The organism is Paenibacillus methanolicus (assembly GCF_008124765.1).
Classification (GTDB): Bacteria; Bacillota; Bacilli; order Paenibacillales; family Paenibacillaceae; genus Paenibacillus_Z; species Paenibacillus_Z methanolicus.
Genome location: NZ_VNHS01000001.1, coordinates 1,009,941 through 1,025,737 on the forward strand (window position 1 = coordinate 1,009,941; position 15,797 = coordinate 1,025,737).

13 protein-coding genes are annotated in these 15,797 nt (G+C 59.3%); all 13 read right to left on the reverse strand.

The window, feature by feature from the left end:
* Positions 1–2 precede the first annotated feature (2 nt).
* The 13 genes from BCM02_RS03865 to BCM02_RS03925 all read right to left on the reverse strand — a co-directional run bounded on the left by BCM02_RS03865 (position 3) and on the right by BCM02_RS03925 (position 15,711).
* The gene (locus BCM02_RS03865; RefSeq protein ID WP_148927706.1) at positions 3–3,062 is read right to left on the reverse strand and encodes a baseplate J/gp47 family protein; all 3,060 of its coding nucleotides are present in this window, start codon (positions 3,060–3,062) and stop codon (positions 3–5) included.
* Positions 3,063–3,082: 20 nt separating this feature from the next.
* Positions 3,083–3,481: a GPW/gp25 family protein gene (locus BCM02_RS03870; RefSeq protein ID WP_148927707.1), complete on the reverse strand. Its 399-nt coding sequence runs from the start codon at positions 3,479–3,481 to the stop codon at positions 3,083–3,085.
* Positions 3,482–3,515: 34 nt separating this feature from the next.
* Positions 3,516–4,232, reverse strand: a complete 717-nt coding sequence (locus BCM02_RS03875) for a phage baseplate assembly protein V (RefSeq protein WP_148927708.1) — start codon at positions 4,230–4,232, stop codon at positions 3,516–3,518.
* Positions 4,229–5,329 (reverse strand): phage late control D family protein, encoded by a 1,101-nt coding sequence (locus BCM02_RS03880; RefSeq protein WP_148927709.1) that lies wholly within the window; start codon positions 5,327–5,329, stop codon positions 4,229–4,231. Before BCM02_RS03880 ends, BCM02_RS03875 begins: the two co-directional genes overlap by 4 nt.
* Positions 5,330–5,332: 3 nt before the next feature.
* The gene (locus tag BCM02_RS03885; RefSeq protein ID WP_148927710.1) at positions 5,333–5,959 is read right to left on the reverse strand and encodes a CIS tube protein; all 627 of its coding nucleotides are present in this window, start codon (positions 5,957–5,959) and stop codon (positions 5,333–5,335) included.
* A gap of 41 nt (positions 5,960–6,000) precedes the next feature.
* Complete coding sequence (locus BCM02_RS03890) at positions 6,001–10,668, reverse strand: hypothetical protein (RefSeq protein ID WP_148927711.1); 4,668 nt, start codon at positions 10,666–10,668, stop codon at positions 6,001–6,003.
* A gap of 52 nt (positions 10,669–10,720) precedes the next feature.
* Positions 10,721–11,170 carry a phage tail protein gene (locus BCM02_RS03895; protein WP_246183179.1) on the reverse strand — a complete coding sequence of 150 codons (450 nt, stop codon included), beginning with the start codon at positions 11,168–11,170 and terminating at the stop codon, positions 10,721–10,723.
* A gap of 8 nt (positions 11,171–11,178) precedes the next feature.
* Positions 11,179–11,418, reverse strand: a complete 240-nt coding sequence (locus BCM02_RS36455; protein WP_148927963.1) for a DUF6760 family protein — start codon at positions 11,416–11,418, stop codon at positions 11,179–11,181.
* Positions 11,373–11,750 (reverse strand): phage tail assembly protein, encoded by a 378-nt coding sequence (locus BCM02_RS03905; protein WP_148927712.1) that lies wholly within the window; start codon positions 11,748–11,750, stop codon positions 11,373–11,375. The genes BCM02_RS36455 and BCM02_RS03905 overlap by 46 nt, the downstream gene beginning before the upstream one ends.
* Positions 11,751–11,875: 125 nt before the next feature.
* Complete coding sequence (locus BCM02_RS03910) at positions 11,876–12,310, reverse strand: phage tail protein (protein WP_148927713.1); 435 nt, start codon at positions 12,308–12,310, stop codon at positions 11,876–11,878.
* A 58-nt stretch (positions 12,311–12,368) separates the two neighbouring features.
* On the reverse strand, positions 12,369–14,108 hold the full coding sequence (locus BCM02_RS03915; protein ID WP_148927714.1) for a phage tail sheath family protein: 1,740 nt from the start codon (positions 14,106–14,108) through the stop codon (positions 12,369–12,371).
* 237 nt (positions 14,109–14,345) lie between these two features.
* Positions 14,346–15,131, reverse strand: coding sequence for a hypothetical protein (locus BCM02_RS03920; protein ID WP_148927715.1), 786 nt, complete (start codon positions 15,129–15,131; stop codon positions 14,346–14,348).
* Between the two features lies 1 nt (position 15,132).
* Entirely contained in the window at positions 15,133–15,711 is a 579-nt protein-coding gene (locus BCM02_RS03925; RefSeq protein WP_246183180.1) for a Pvc16 family protein, read from the reverse strand.
* Positions 15,712–15,797 lie beyond the last annotated feature (86 nt).

Genomic DNA, 15,797 nt, shown 5'->3' on the forward strand with positions numbered 1-15,797 from the left:
GGTCACCTTCTCCCTTCGTCGGCCAGCACGTCGATCCGATGCTGGCCGCTGCGCACGATGCCGTGCGGAAATTGTGCTTGCTTGGCGGGATCGATCTCGATCCGGCGGCCGTCTTCCACCTTCACGATGGACATATAGAGGTGATCGATGTTCTTCACGGTACGCACCGACTTGAGCAGCGAGTAGAACAGCGATGCATGTACTTCCTCGCCGATCTCCCAGCCCTTCCCATCGAAATGCCCGTTACCCGGATCAAGAAACGCCCGCAGCTTCGCCAAGCAGCCTTCCTCCGTCTCCAGGAGCTGACCCATGGATTCGGCCGTTACCGTCGCCTTGACGGACACTTCGAGGAATGCCGGTTCGGTTACTTGAATCGTCGGCCGAACCGTGATCGTATTGGCTGCCCGCGCGATCAAATACGCTTCGATCTGGCGTTTGACCGACGGGAACAGCGCATGCCCGGCTTCCCCGGGATCCGCGAGCACGACAAGCGTGATCGCGCCCGCCGCCCGCTGCATCAGTACGTCGCGGTTCGGCAGACATTTGACTTTGGACAAGCCCGGATAGGCTTCGCGTGCCAACCATTCGAAGTCGGAAGCCGTCACCGCCCGGCCTTGATGTTTCAACCGTTCGGGTCCGCGCACTTGAGCGGCATCGATGCGTTCCGTGTCGCAGCCGCCCCCCGCCGGTGCGGGATTGGCGACGCGGGCGACGAACGCGACCGATTGAAGAAGTCCCGTAATCGAGCCTGCGGGTAGATTGCCGCCGGCGCCGGCCGTCACCTTGTAGTGACAGCGCACGCCATCCGGACCGCCTAGCGGCACCGCTCTCCCCCGCACGCCATCGCCGAACCGGATCGTGCCCGCGGCACGATCCAACAGATAGTGCCGCTCTTCCGAACCGGAACCCGTCAACGAATCCACGCCTTGCCAGCGTACCCATACCCGATGCACGTCGCCTTCGCTATCGTAGAGGACGTCATGGTCATCCGGATATTCCCGAATCCGCCGCGACAATTCCGGCTCGATCAGCGAGCCCGTCTCGTCCACCCAGATTTCTTCCGCTATAACCGGCGTCCGCGACACGCTGTATACGCCGTTACGGTAAGTCGGCGTCTCCGACCGGATCGACCATTGCTGGACGGCTGGCACGGCATTCATGTCGATCCGAGCCGCCGCGGGATAATCCGACGCGAGCGATAGGTCGAAGTACCGATCCCGGTTCACCGCCCGAATCCAATACCGCTCTCGGCCGTACAGCAGCGTGCGCGCCATATCGGGCGGCGCCGCGAATTGCACGGCGCCCTGCTCGGTCATGCCGTTCGTCTCGTCGGCCGCCGCGATGCCCTTCCAGTACATGCGGTTGCCGTCCAGCACGAGCGCTTCCCATTCGATCCACGGCCGCTGCAGCGAAGACCATTTGCCAGGCTGAAGCGCCAGCTGCAGCCGAATCGGCCCCTTCAGAAGCGGAGCGTCGAATCCCATGACGACGGCAGGCTCGCGGCTATCCAGCGGCTCGAACACGCGGAACGGATGGCCGCCCTGCGCCGCGGCGTGCGAGACGTCCCGAAGCGCCGCGTTGTTGAACGCCAGCGCGTTCTCCGCGGCGAATGTCCGCGAATCATAGGCATACCTCAGATTGACCTGCTCTACATGCGGCGAAACATAGACCATCTCCGGCGCATATATGTTATCGACCGCCGTCACGCGCGCGCGAATCCAGAAGCCGTACTGCGCGTTCACGAAAGTCCGCTCCGAATCCCGCGGACAATCGAACGTCAGCGTGCAATCGACCGCTTCTCCTTCGGGCATCTCGCCGAACAACGTCTCATACCGCTCCGTGCCCGGAATCCGCATCCAGCCGCTGCCGTTCCAATATTCCCACATGACGCGCTGGATACGGACGCGCGGCGGGTCCTTCTTGTCCAGCTCCGTCCGCCGCATGACCATCCGCCAGCGAATCTCCGGATCCGGCGCAACGCGCAGCATATTAGGCATCATCGTCATCCGGAAGCGGACCGTAAGTCTCCCTTCCCGCTTGCCGAACGCTTCCTCGCTCTCCATGTAGAACGCGGCGAACGGGGCGAAATGCTCGCCGAACGGGTAACAGCCGCCCGCGCCCAGCTCCATGTCGTTGAAGGCCATCATGGAAGGCGGTATGCCGTCCACGCCGCGGCTTTCGTCGAACGAAGCCGACACCGCCAACGCCTCCACCTCCAAATCGCGGGAAAGCAGCGGATTCTCGCCCTCTTGCGCATCGCGTAGTTTGCAGCGGATCCAGCGCCCTTCCAAACCTCCGACCGTTAGCACGTCCACGGGACGAACGACATGCTTGCGCAGTTTCAACGCATGGCCGACCGCATGTACCTCATCGAAAGCGACCCAATTGCCTTCCGACCAATACGACCACTCCAGATGCTCCGTCTCCGCCAGCCACGACGCGAGCTCAGGCAGCTTATACTGTTTGGCGCCGTGTACGAGTTTCACGGTCAGCTCGGCCGGATGCGTCGCCATGAACAAATCGTCATGCCGAAGGTAAATCGCATGCTCCTGCAAATTAACGCCGCTGGACGTATCGAATAACGATACCTCCGGACGACCGCCGAGCACGAGATTCGGATAATCTTCCGCGGCCAGCACGATGCGATCCTGCAGCGGGCTGATATTGATGACGTCGAGCAGCTTGGCCGGCGTGACGAGCAGCGGCCGGTCCGTCTCGAAGATTAGCTCCTCGCCCCCGCCCGGAGCGGGAGCCGTCAATTGCGTCCCCCTAGGAATCCACACCGATTCCCGAGCCCCTTCGCTCAGTTCGAACACGACGTCCGTCCTGGCGGGACGCGCGGGCTGGAGCTGCGTCTGGAGGAGATTGAGAAATTCGATAAAGTGTTTGTTCGGCGCGCGGCCCAGCCGTTTGCGGCTCTCCTGCACCATATCCGCGGCTATATGAAACAACGCCGTGCCGGGGTCCGGATCATCCGGCGAGAAGCGCCATTCCGGCGTATAGTAGGGCGCCGTTTCTTTCATCCACTGTATTAACTCGCTTAACTCGCGCTTGTCTTTCATCGTCGATGTACGCCGCCCTTCTACTTCGTGCCTTCCTCCAAATAGAAAGGAAATACCTGGTTAAACAAATTGTTCGTGGTCCTGACCACATACGAAATGTTCAGAAGCAGCTTGCCCGGCTCTTCCGCGTCCCGCAACGCCTGCACCTCTACTTCGTGAACCCGGGGCTCCCACACGCGGATCGCCTCCTGGATATCGGATTCCAGCAGACGCAGCGTCGTTTCGTCCGTCGTCTCGAACACGAACTCCCGCAGGCCGCAGCCGAAATCCGGCCGCATGACCCGCTCTCCTTTGCTAGTCCAGAGAATGATGCGGATCGCCTCGGCGATATCCTCTTCCTGTCCGCTCGTCTTGATCCGGCCGGTCGTCGCGTCGACTTCGATCGGAAACTTCCAGCCTCTCCCCATAAAGGATGCCATCCTGCCACCGCCTTTCCCGGTTGCGCCAGCGGCGCTAGTTAATTTTGACCATCGAGCCTTTAATCGACACGATGCCGTCCGACTTCAGTTCCAATGACGCGGTACCCTTAAGGCTGAGCGCGGCCGAAGCTTCAACGCTCACCTGCGTCGATTTGATGGTGACGGCCTTCGTGCTGGAGATCGTTACGTCCCCGCCGCCCGTAATCTCGATCTTGGTCGACGAGCTCTTGATCGTCACGGTGCCGGTACCGCTGCCGCTGATCGTCACCGCGTGATTGCCGCTCTTGTCGGTCACCTTGAGCTCGTCGTTCTGGTCGGCGAATTCGATCTTGTGCCCTTTTTTCGTCTGAAGCGTAATTTTCTCGCTGCCTTCGGTGTCGTCCAAAATAAACTCGTGGCCGGAGCGCGATTTGATTTTGCGGATACTGTTCTTCTCGCCGCCCGCCGGCGCGGGGTTGGTCTTATTCCATAGCGCCCCGATCACGTAAGGTTGATTGAAATCGCCCATATGGAACGCCACCAGCACTTCGTCTCCGACCTCCGGGACGAACAGCCCGCCGCGATCTTTGCCGCCCATGAACGTCAGCGTGCGAACCCAATCGGACTCCTGATTCGTCTCGCGGTGCGGGAACTTCAGCTTCACCCGGCCCAGCTTCTCCGGATCCTGGTTGTTCGTCACCTGCGCCAGCATGACGCCTTCCACGCCGGCCCCTCTGCCGGAGCGGCCGCCCGGCGAATTGGATCCCATCATATGGCATTGCCCTCCACGATGAATGTAGTTAAGTAACCGGATGCCGAAATCGTATGCGTGACCTGCGTCAAGTACAGCACCTGATTGAACTTGCTTCCCAAACCGTCCAGCTTCAGATACCGGCCGGCCCGCAGCTCGGGAATGCCGATGCTCTCGCCTTGCCCTTTGATGAGGTCCATGGCAATCTCGTTCATAATCGCGTCGGCCAAATGCTGCGCTTCCTGCAGCGTGCCGGCATTGGTGTAATAATACTGTTTCGTGTAATCCGCAAGCGATCGCATGATGTCGCGGCCCGTCTTGGAATTGTTGCCGATGATATCGATGTTGCGGCTCGCCGCTTCGATTGGTTTGAGCGTCTTCTTGTCATAGCCGCGGACGACGACCTGGCTTACCTGACCCGACAGATCGATCGTCGTCGAGAAGCTGCGCAAGTTCTTGCCGTACATCAGCGTCATGATCGGCACCTTCGACTGCTTCGGCTTGCGGAAATACAGCGTCTTGCCGACGACGAAGAAGTCGAAGTGATTCATTTGCGCCAACTCGCTCAAGAAGAGAAAATCGGTCGTTTCGGACTGCTCGACCGTTTCCTTCTCGACGGTCGTATCGTCGACGACCATCCGCAGGCCGTATTTCGCCCCAACCGCCTTCACGACGTCCGAATCCTTCTTCTTCAGCCAGGTGTTCGAGTGGGTGCCTTTCGTCATGAAGAACGAAGGGTCCATCGCCTGCACCTGTACTGTCGGATTGCCCTGCGCCGGGAAATCGAGGTCCACGGTCGTGATGATGCCATAGAACACCGTCTCCAGCTTGTCGGTATAGCCCATCTTGACGGTGATGTATTTGCCGATCGCGAGCAGCGAGTCCGTCCATTGGAATTCGCGCCGAATCGGATCGTAGGCGTTCTCGACCGTGAACGAGACCGAGTCCGCTTCGTTCTTCGTGATCGTATTGACCGATATGGAGGAGATGGCTACGCTCTGCCGTGTCAAATTGGTGCCGTCGATCGTCACCTCGAACGCGGGCGCGAAGAAGTTGCGGTACTTCTGCTCCAACGCGTCGAACGTATACGTGCTGTTGTCGAATTTTACGTCTGCCATCGTCTACTCCAGCCTCGGGATGATGATTTTGCGTCCGGTGCGGACCGTGCGCGGATTATCGATGCCGTTCGCCTCCGCGATCGCCCGCCATTCGCCCGCGTCCTCGTACTCGTGCGCCGCGATCATCCACAGCTGGTCGCCTTGCTCCAGCGTCTTCTGCTTCGTCCGGTCGGCCGACTGCCGAGGAATGTTCTGGTACTGCTCCTTCATGCTCGCGATCGCGCGGAACGACACCGACAGCGTCGCGCGGACGGGTAGGCCGGAATCGAGAAACATCGTGAATTTCTGGGAAACGCGCTCGACGATTCCTTTGAAATCCAGCGAACCCCAGACGAACCGGCAGGTCGGCGGCGCGTGGAGATCCTTGTCCACTTCGAGCAGCTTGGATACCTTGGAGGTCTGCTGGCGAACGTCCGTCCCTTTCTCGTACGAATCGAAGAATAGTTCCATGCTGAGCGTCGTCGCTTCGCCGCTAATGAACTGCGCGATCGGGGTCTGCAGCCCGGGAATCGTCTGCCACGCGAACGTATTGGCCGACTCCAGCGAATATTCGCTTGGGTTGAACAGCACTTCCAGCGTCTCCTGGCCACTGCCCCGTTTCACGATGATATTCGCTTTTTTCAATGCCATATCGTTCTCGCTCCTCTACGATCCGGGACGCGCAATTCGAGCTAATAGCCCCGCGTCCGCTGCTGGAATTTCATTTTCTTCTCGATGGCCGTCATCACTTTCCCCGCGATGACGTCCGGTTGCAGCTGAGGCAGCTGATTCAGCGCTTGCTGAAGCTGCGCCGGGTCGATCGCCGGCGTCCGGGCCGGTTCCATCGTCTTCACCGGCTGCGCCGGTTGCGCAGAAGCGGGCTGCGTCTTCGCGGCATGCTGCATCATGGCCGGCTGAATGGCCGAACGGTTCGACGCGGCTGATGCCTGCGGCCTTGCCGCGCTGTAGTGCATGGCCGGAGATGACGCGGCCGTCTGGCGGCCCGCGGCTTGTCCCATTGCCAACTCGACATCCTGCGCGTTCGCGGGTTGTACACTGGTCGTCGGGTTATGTCTGCCGGCGTTTGCGTAGCCTCTGTTCCTTCGTTGAACGGCATCCGTCAAATTGACGCTCGCGGAATTCACATCGGCGATGCCCGAACTTGCGAGGTTCGACGACAAGCCTGAACTGCGCCGTTGCAGCGTGTGCTGCAAAGAGGTTAGCCGAGCGGAACGGCTTGATCCGTCGCTCATCGTCTGAGAGCCCGCGATGCGTGAACCGGCCGTCTGCCGATTCGCAGCGCTTCCCGATTCTGGACCGCGGCCTCGCGCTATGCCTGCGTTCAGGCTACGCGTAAATTGAACGTTCCCGTTCACGACAATCGTCCGATGCGTTAACGCATTCGAGATCATGCCGCCTCTTGCTCGGGAAGACTGGTTTGGATGAACAGGTTCGGCAGTCGGCAATCGATAGTCAAGAATAGTGAAGCGGTTGTCCGCCACGGATGCGTTCCCTTGCATTGGATTACGCGAGAAATCGTTCTGATCTCCTAACGTACCGGGTCGGCTCTTCCTCGTATTTAATGCACTTGCCGCCTCGGCGGTCGCCGTGTTGACTCGCACCGAATTCCCCAGCGAGGCAATGGCGGCTTGTCCGTATTGACGAAAAATACGGTGTATCGCATTGACGCTGAGCACGCTTCTGCCGGCTGGCTTTTGCGCCTGCGGCTGATCAACCTTTGGCTGGATGTGCGACGCGACTCTGCTAATGGCTTGTCCGGCTTGCGTTCGGTCATTCTGTTTAGCGCCTTGTCTAGCCGACAACGGCGTGCCTTTGTTCCATCCGGCGAATCGGCCGGCGGTTGAGCCGGTACGCAGCCGTGCAGCGTTGCGCGCGGCTGCCGCGAAGACGAAAGATAAGCTGGCAGGAAACGTAAGCCGTGCGAGCTCTGCCGTCTGATGGCGAGGCTGCTGCTCCTGCCTGCTTGGTGAAGAGAGCGTTCCTTTTGCCCTCGCGGCGTGACTTGGCCCAGCTGGATTGTCGACACGTTCGGAGCTTGGATTAGAGCCGCGAGCAGCGACCGATTCGTTCCCATGTTCCGGCATATGCGATGCATTTTGTCGTGCCGTACGGTCGGAGCCTTCCGCGTTCAGAAGGCCGCGACGGAGATGGATGCGAACGGTTTGAACCGGCAATTCGTGCAAGGGATCCGTTCGGTGTCCTAAGCGCGCCTCTTCTCCATCCGCTTGTAGTCGCCTTGCCAATATATGAACGAGCGACGCGCTACGCCCGCCCTTCTCGAAGCCGCCCCGACTCAGCATACCTTCCGAGATCAAATCCGGTAACAATGGCATATGCTGCTGGATTCGACGTACATTCAAGCGCGCGCGAACCGCGATGGACACATCATAGTCTGCTTGCTCGTTCTTCGCAGTCGCATGCTGCTGAACCGCGGTGTTCGGCGCTGTCGTACCGGATTCAGGCTGAGTAATTGTTCCGCGAACGCGCGTGATAGACGTCCTTGCATCATCTGCACTCGACGATCCGGGTTGGGACACGAATTGCCGGCCTTGAATCTGACCTCGCGATTGCTGCTGGATGACTCTTATATCGCGGAAATCCCCCGTTGCGGAAGCTGCCCTTTGCGCGATTACGCGCTTCGCAATCTCGCCGACCTTCTCGGCACTTGACGATGCTGCGCGCTCATTCGCCGAGCTAATATCCACCGCTACTGCCTGCCGTCTTGCAAAAATCAGATGCACGGGCGAATGTGGCGGTAATGCGGGCAAGCCGCGCTTACTGCCATTCACGCTCGTTAACGCGGATGGATGCTCCGCGTCATGCACGCTTACATCGTTCAAAGAACGCTCCACGCGTGGCGGATGCTTCGCGATATCGCTTGCACCGTTAGTCGGTCTGCGCACAGCAGAATCATCGGGAGCAAGGTCCGTTACTGTCGACGAATTCTTGTGAATGAGCGACTGTAGTCCCTTCAACAATGGCTTCGAGGTAAACGGTCCTTGCGAAAGGATACCATTGGCCTCTTTCGCCGTGCTCGCTTGCGGCCGTAATCTGTGCTTGAAACGCTGAATCTGCGGCACCGAGGCCGTAGTGACCCAACTTCTTGCCGCCGGTTCCGCGGACGATTGCCAAGCTGCGCGCTCGCGCTCCAATGAACCTGTGGAGTGCACTTGCTTAACGAAGAACCGGATGCCGCCTCGAGCCGCCGGATTCGCCTCGCGACTAGAAGTCATGTCTTGCCCAGTAGAAGTTCGCGAATCACGCTCGCCGCGACTCTGTATCCGCTGGACAAGCATCGTGCTTCTTACCGGCTTGTACGCGATGATTTCCTTCTGATTAACTTGTGGTTCCGCCATCGCGGGGGTGAGCTCAACAAGCTGCCAGCGGCTCAACGTTAACCGACTCTCCGCATCCCGACGGCGAAAAGCCGGCAGCATCCCTTCATTCCGGCGATCTACCGATAAATCCGGATGTCCGTTCGGAAGCGTTCGCTTCAGTTGCGGCATTGATTGCCGGGAATCACCGTTGCCGGATTCGGCTGCTTGATGCGCAATGTCTCCGTTAATAGCCAAAGCTTTGGACGGAAGTGCTTGCTTGTCAGCATCTGCGCCAGACAACGCTGGCTTCGTATCCGGACGATTCGTCGGCTTGGATTGCGCGTCCTTGCCCGGTAGATGCTCGATATGCTCGATCGCGGATGCCTTCGTTCGTCTATCTCGAGACTCAAGACCCGTATGCGGCCTGCGAACCAGGCGCAGCTGCATCGGCGCTGCCTTCACAAGTGGCGGAGCGTAGACTCCGGATTGCATGCGCAAAGTGCTTCCGAGCGTTGTTGCCGTCACGCTCTGCGCAGCGTCAACTTCAGATCGCATTCGCGAAACGCTACCGAGCGGCGCCGCTGTCTCTTGTCTCGCATCGTTCCTACTGTTCTGCTCGCTCCAGGCGTCTCGGTTGGTACTGGCATCTTGTCGCTGCGCACCTCGATACTCCGACACATGAGCCGGTGATGCAGTTCGGTTACGCGGCGGATTCGCGACATCGTCTAGTTGACGGCGCGCAGCTCGACCGGTATCCGCATGTTCTCCAATCGTCCGGCTCGTGTCCATCGCCCGATTCAAGAACGGACGAATCGTGGCCGAACGCTCTCCAGCGAGACGTCCCAGTACGGCGTGCACAAGCTGGGCCGACCAAGTCGAATGGAAGCTCGCTCGCGGACCACGATTTGCCGTGCCGATTTCGCTTGCCTGTACGCTGTTTTCGGCTATGGAGCCCTGCATCGAACGTTCCATCCGACTCCGAACCTCCAGCGAGAAGTCACGATTCGTCGGTGTTTGCACGATCCTTGCCCGACGAGGCAGCGCCTCACCCGCTTCGAAACTGCCATGGATGGAAGCGTCGTTTTGCGCAACGCGTTCATTGCGAATAACGCCGGGCCGCCGGGCCTGCATGCTGCCTTCCGCTGCAAGCGGCGATCTCGAATCCAGCATGCGCAAATAACGATGCAGGACGACCGTCGCATGAGATCGAATCTCTCGACTTGCATGGGGATCCTGGTTGGCTTTCATCTGCGTTAATTCGCCACCGGATCGCTTCCGCATGAATTCAGCTTCCAACCGACGATTATCCGCTGACGAAGCCGGCATCGCCGTTAGACGCATCGCTCTTCGCCACTCTACCCTTGACCGCTCCAGCAAGTCTTCGACTCGTTCGACGCGCTGCCGTTCTACCCGGATTTCTTGGTCGCGTTGCGCCGATCGAGTACCATCCGCGTCTTCCTGTCGGTCACGCGGCGCGGCGTGAATGAATGGCGCATCGAACGCACGACCACGCTCGCCTCCCGACAGAGGATTGGACCTTTCTCGCGAGCCGTCTGCGCTGCGCGTAAAGGGGATGCCGTGCGCCGCCTGTCGGGACGCGGTTGAATTCAGCTCGGTCCGATTGCCGGCGGCGCTATGCTCGCGGCGTTCGTCCTCGCGCAGCTTCTGCCCGACGCGTTTCACGACGCGATCGAAAGATCGGTCCGTCCCTCGCAGCCAGCGCTCTACCTGGACCAGCCATCTGCGTTCGATACTTTCCAGCTGGACTTGCATCGGCATAAGCAGTCCGAGCTTCAATTGCACTTGCTGTACGACCGTCGTGATCGAGGCGGGAGGCAGCGCCGCCGCCGCGGCCCCCTTCTCTCGAAACGTAAGCGAGAGCCGGCCTCTGTCATCGCGCCTCACGAATCTGTACTTGTCCGCGATCGTCTGCGCGAAAGACTGATGGCGCTGCGCGCGTCCCATGTCCAGCAAAGCCGATTCCGATTGAGCAGGCGACGGTTGGTCTCTTCGGCTTGTCACTTACGTCCCTCCTTTCGCGACTGTCGTTACAGCCCGTCTATTGTATCTTCGGTTATTTCGCCTTGAAAATCGTCTTCAGCCCGTTGTGCACCAGCTCGATCGTCTCGACGGCGATATCGCTCTGGGACGCGTTCAAGTCGGGGCCGCTCCATCGAACCGGATAAGCCTCGAAAAAATTCCACCGGCACATTTCCTCGCCATCGAGCTGTTGCAAAATGACCGATCCGCTTTTGCGCACGATCTTCCCGTTCATCGCTTGCGCGTACCAATCCCATAGCTCGCTCGATTGGGACATGCCGCGCTTCAGAATGATCGGCGAAAATTTGACGGCTCTCGGAATCCGGTGCACGTACCCGTTCACGCCGCCTTCCCGGAACTCCTCGGTCTCGATCTCGGCCGACAATCCCGTCACTTCGCTGAAGCCGCCGACCAGCATGCCATCCAATTCCACCCAGAAGCGAAATACGCCGCCGTAGGGCGCTCTCTCCGTTAACGCGCTCAATCTGCCCGTCACCTCTTCTTGAAGACGTCGAACACGTTCACCTTGTCTTCATCATCGTTGAGCCTCCGGTTAATGCGCGAAATTTCTTCGCACCAACGCCGCCGTTCCCGGTGCTCCATATTCATAATGTCATCATGCGGCCAATGGAAATAATACGCGATGAACCCCGCTTCCTCGTACAGCTTTTCGACCGGATAGCCCGTTAAAGGCTTTCCGCTGCGGACAAAAAATCGATGTCCACCTCGAATTCATGCTCGCATTTCGGACAAGCGGTATGCACCTTCGGCGCTTCCATGTCGTTGATGGAGCGGTATAGATTTTGCAGGAATGCCAAGTCCGCCGTGAACAGGCGCTCGATCACCTTCGTGTCGAGATGCTTCAGATCGCCAAGCCGCGTGACGACGCGAGCGAGCAGGATAACCGTCAAGTAGCCCGGATTCTGCTGTACCCTTGGATCGCGCATCGGCAAAATCTCGTCGGCCGCCGTGGCCAGACGCATGACGCCGCGTTTGTGCAGCGTGCCTTGATCGTCTACGTAACCGCGCGGCAGCTCGAATGGATATTCCGTTTGAAACGCCATCGTAATCCCTCCATATTTTGTCTGCAAGTCTGCTAAAGCGGAAAACAAGAGATGACGCAAGCGCGCAAAAGGCGCCTCGCCATCCCTTGTTCCCAAAAACATGATCGTGTTATTAGACTACGAGATTATGCCGTGCGCGTCATGCCTTCGTGCGCAAGCTCGACGAATTCGATCGCCACTTCGGAGCCCGTACCGTTGAAGCTAGGCGCCGAGTATTTGACCGGCCATGCTTCGATAACTTGCCATGTCGCGACGTCGCCGCCTTCTTCGTCGATCGCGATGATCGTGACCGTCTTCCGTTCGACGGTGCCTTCGATGCACGATTGCATCCAATCGAACAGATCGAGCGAATCCGTCGCGCCCCATTTCAGCGTGATGTTGCCGTATTTCGCCAAACCCGGGAGCTTGCGCGGGGTGATAACTTCGTTGCCTTCCCGGTATTCGATCACGTCGAGCGATGCTTCAAAACCGGACACTTCGCTAAAGCCCGCTTGTTGGATGCCTTCCATCTCTACGCGGAACCTAAAATTGCGGTATGGATCATTACGTTCGCCTGGCATTGAAATCCCCTTCCATTCATATATACTGCTAATCTACGCCGTCTCAGCGGCCATTCTATTATTCGGAGCCGGTCTTCTGCGTAATCCGGAAGACGACGAATTCGGCCGGTTTCACCGGCGCCACGCCGATCACGCAGATCAGGCGGCCGTTATCGATGTCGTCTTGGGTCATCGTCTCGCGGCCGATGTTAATGTAGAACGCCTCGGCCGGCGATGTGCCCATCAGCGCGCCGTCGCGCCATACGCGAGTAAGGAACGCGTCGATCGTCCGCTGCACGCGAGCCCACAGCTGGTCATTGTTCGGTTCGAAGACGACCCAGCTCGTGCCGTTCTTGATCGACTCCTCGATGAAGATGAACAGACGGCGTACGTTGACGTATTTCCAAAGCGAGTTGGACGAGCACGTGCGCGCGCCCCAGATACGGATGCCTTGGCCCGTGAAGCTGCGGATCAGGTTCACGCCGGCCGGGTTGAGGATATCCTGCTCGCCGTTGTTGTATTGCACTTCCAAGCCGACTACGCCGCGAAGCACTTCGTTCGCCGGCGCCTTCTGCACGCCGCGCGTCTGGTCGGAACGGGAGTAGATGCCCGCGACCGTGCCGGACGGCGGAATGAAGATGTTGCGCTTGTCGAGCGGATCGAATACTTGCAACCACGGATTGTACATCGCGCAGTAGCTAGAGTCGAAAATATTACGGTGCGTCAGCACGTCCGCAACCTTCGTTTTCTCGCGCGGAATGTCGAGAATCGCGAATCGGCTGCCGAGGTTCTCGCAGTGCGCCACGAGCTGCACTTGTACGTTCGGATCGGTAACGCCCGGAATCGCCATGATGCTGACGACGTCGTTATCGATGAAGGACTGGATGCCGGTACGGCGGCCAGGGCCGTTATCTTCGCCTACGAAATCAGACGCGGACAGGCTTGCGACCGAACCGTCGCTGCCGCCGCCGAACACGATGTCGTATTTGCCGGCCGCTTCGGGCAGACCGCAGATGACCGTGAACGGAGGCACCGCTTCGCTCGATTCCGTGCTCAGGTCTGCGGCGTTCAGCAGACCGGAACGCTCCATCACTTTCACGATATGGTTGGCCGCGGCCGCGTTGAGCGACATTTTGTCGAAGCTCTCGGCTTCGTTGCCGCAGAAGATGTTCAAGGTCACTTCGCATGTCGACAGCACTTTGGCCGGCAGCAGCGAGTTGTCCACGACTTCGAGTCCGCCTTCAAGCGGCTGCTCCAGCTCGATGATGTTGTCCTGCGAAGATACGACGCGGTTGTATTGCTTGCCCGCGGCATCGTCGAACGCGACGATGTCGCCCGCATTGAAGCCCGCATTGCTCTTCACGCGGTAGCGTTTCGACGCTTCCGGTTCGCCGATGATTTCGTAGATTTGCGTCTTGGCTTTGCTTGCCGGGAGCAATTCAGCCCGAATTTGGTCTCCCCATGCGCCAGGGTTCGTCGCGGAGAGCGCCAGCACGCCGGCTTCGGCGGAGGTGTTGACCGATGCGCGCGCGTCCTTGGGCGCTACGCGCATGACGAAGCAGCGCGAGCCGCCGTTCATGAAGAATTGCTCCACCGCATACGCCAAGAAGCGGTATGGGCCGAACGCGTTCTCCGAGAGATAAGAACCGAACAAACGTTTGAACTCCGCAAAACTGGTGACTAGCTCGGGCAAACCTTCTGTCGCGCCCCGCTGAGCCAATCCGATAAAGCCGGCCGTGCTCGTGCTGGCGCCTTGCAAGGGCCTCGCACCGCTCTCAAATTCTTCCACATACACGCCAGGCGACAAATATTCTGCCATGATCCCCGGTTTCGCTGATCCTCCGCTTCCCGCCGACCGAATGAGGTTTGCGGCGCGCAAGGGGCGAAACCAGTTCCTCCTCCCGTTTGGTTATATATAAGATAAACTGATGCACGCTGCCGTAACAGGCACGGACCGGCATCAATGAACCTATCGTCGTAGGCACTGCTCGCTTGCCGCAAGAGGCTGTTCACAAAGTCGCCATCGGTGCTGAGTTGTCGTCTCTTGAACTTGAACTTATACCTCAAGCCGGATATCCGCCTGATTCAAAACGGAAGCGTTAAGGGTAATGCTAATGGGAGTCTGTGATTCTAGATCCGGAAAGTTCAAAAAAATTTCGAATGGCGCGCTCGGCATTGGCTGTCTGAACGCCATCCAAATCCGCCCTCGTTCATCCGTCGACTGCTTCAGATGAGGCAGCAGTTGATCGCCTCGATTCGCTTCCATCGCCAACGGAAGTTCAAGCGCGTACTTGCGGACGCCGTCCCGATGTTCCAGAATCCGTACGACCTGACCGGAGGTATTGTCGCGGCCGGATAATCGGAGGTAATCGCCGACGCCGATCGCGCCGTTCTTCAGCACCTCGATCTCGCGCGAACCGCTGCTCGCATCCGCAACAAGCCTGCCGCGCGACGCTTGCGCAAGCGCAACTTCCGCCTCTACCCGCTCGCCGGCCAGCGGCGCGCCCGAACGATCCGTGACGGCCGCATCCAGTATCGTCGTGCCGCTCGGTAGCGGATAAGCGCCCCCGGGAACCAACGCTATCGCGACGACCGGTTCCAGCGGAGACAGCTCGTCCAAGCGAATGCGCGCCTTCTGCCGGCGGTAAACCGCGGATTCGATGATAACGGTTACTTCGGCGCCTTCGAGATCCGTAAAAATCCACATGCCGTCCGACTTAACGATCGGTTTGCGCGCCGAACCTTCAACCGACAAGCTTACCGCCGAGGATGCCGGCGGACGACCGGTGAATCCGTCGCTCAGCCGAATGACGAGAGAACAGCGCGTAGTTATCGTTCGCATGCTATTCTCCTTTGTCCCTGACGCGAATTTGCCGTTCGACGACCCGCGTGGTCGGCTTGAGCTTGGTCGATTCGATATACACGGGACCGATCCGCAGCGGTATCGATAGCTTCTGCGGCAAGCTGCCGAAATTCCATAGTCCGTTCAAGGCGTCCGGCGTCAAGGGGTCCATCGTGATGCGGAGCTCTTCGCCTCTCTCGGCCAACGAGCCGGTCAAGTGAGGCGCGCGCAATACCGCGTTGTCGTGCAGCACCTGCAGCGCTTTGCCGAGAATCCGGTGTTCGTCCAGCGTCCGCGATTGCAGATCCGCGTTCGAGTAAGGCGTGAGCAAATAATAGAGATCCAGCGCGAGCGGCGGGAACTGCAGCATACCGCTGCCGCTCGCGATAAATTCCGTTCGCCGGCCTTCCGAGCTCTCCGCTACCCGGTACAGATACAGGGATAAGGACAAATCGCCCTTGTCCGCCGGCGAAGCCATGCCGATTAACTCGGGATGGGTGACCGGCTCGGGCGACATCGCTTCCCGGAGCAGCGCCAGAAGAGAGGCGCCGGCTTCCGCGATCGCGGCATAGGTGGCCAATAGGATCCCTCCATCTATCCGGCGCGGGACCAGTCCGGCCGGTTGCATCGATTATGTAGCTTATTCCATGCTCCTATTATATCTGC

Excerpts from the sequence above, each read along its gene's own strand:
- BCM02_RS03865 (WP_148927706.1), bottom strand. The coding sequence starts at position 3,062 with ATGAAAGACAAGCGCGAGTTAAGCGAGTTAATACAGTGGATGAAAGAA.
- BCM02_RS03870 (WP_148927707.1), bottom strand. The coding sequence starts at position 3,481 with ATGGCATCCTTTATGGGGAGAGGCTGGAAGTTTCCGATCGAAGTCGAC.
- BCM02_RS03875 (WP_148927708.1), bottom strand. The coding sequence starts at position 4,232 with ATGATGGGATCCAATTCGCCGGGCGGCCGCTCCGGCAGAGGGGCCGGC.
- BCM02_RS03880 (WP_148927709.1), bottom strand. The coding sequence starts at position 5,329 with ATGGCAGACGTAAAATTCGACAACAGCACGTATACGTTCGACGCGTTG.
- BCM02_RS03885 (WP_148927710.1), bottom strand. The coding sequence starts at position 5,959 with ATGGCATTGAAAAAAGCGAATATCATCGTGAAACGGGGCAGTGGCCAG.
- BCM02_RS03905 (WP_148927712.1), bottom strand. The coding sequence starts at position 11,750 with ATGGCGTTTCAAACGGAATATCCATTCGAGCTGCCGCGCGGTTACGTA.
- BCM02_RS03910 (WP_148927713.1), bottom strand. The coding sequence starts at position 12,310 with ATGCCAGGCGAACGTAATGATCCATACCGCAATTTTAGGTTCCGCGTA.
- BCM02_RS03915 (WP_148927714.1), bottom strand. The coding sequence starts at position 14,108 with ATGGCAGAATATTTGTCGCCTGGCGTGTATGTGGAAGAATTTGAGAGC.
- BCM02_RS03920 (WP_148927715.1), bottom strand. The coding sequence starts at position 15,131 with ATGCGAACGATAACTACGCGCTGTTCTCTCGTCATTCGGCTGAGCGAC.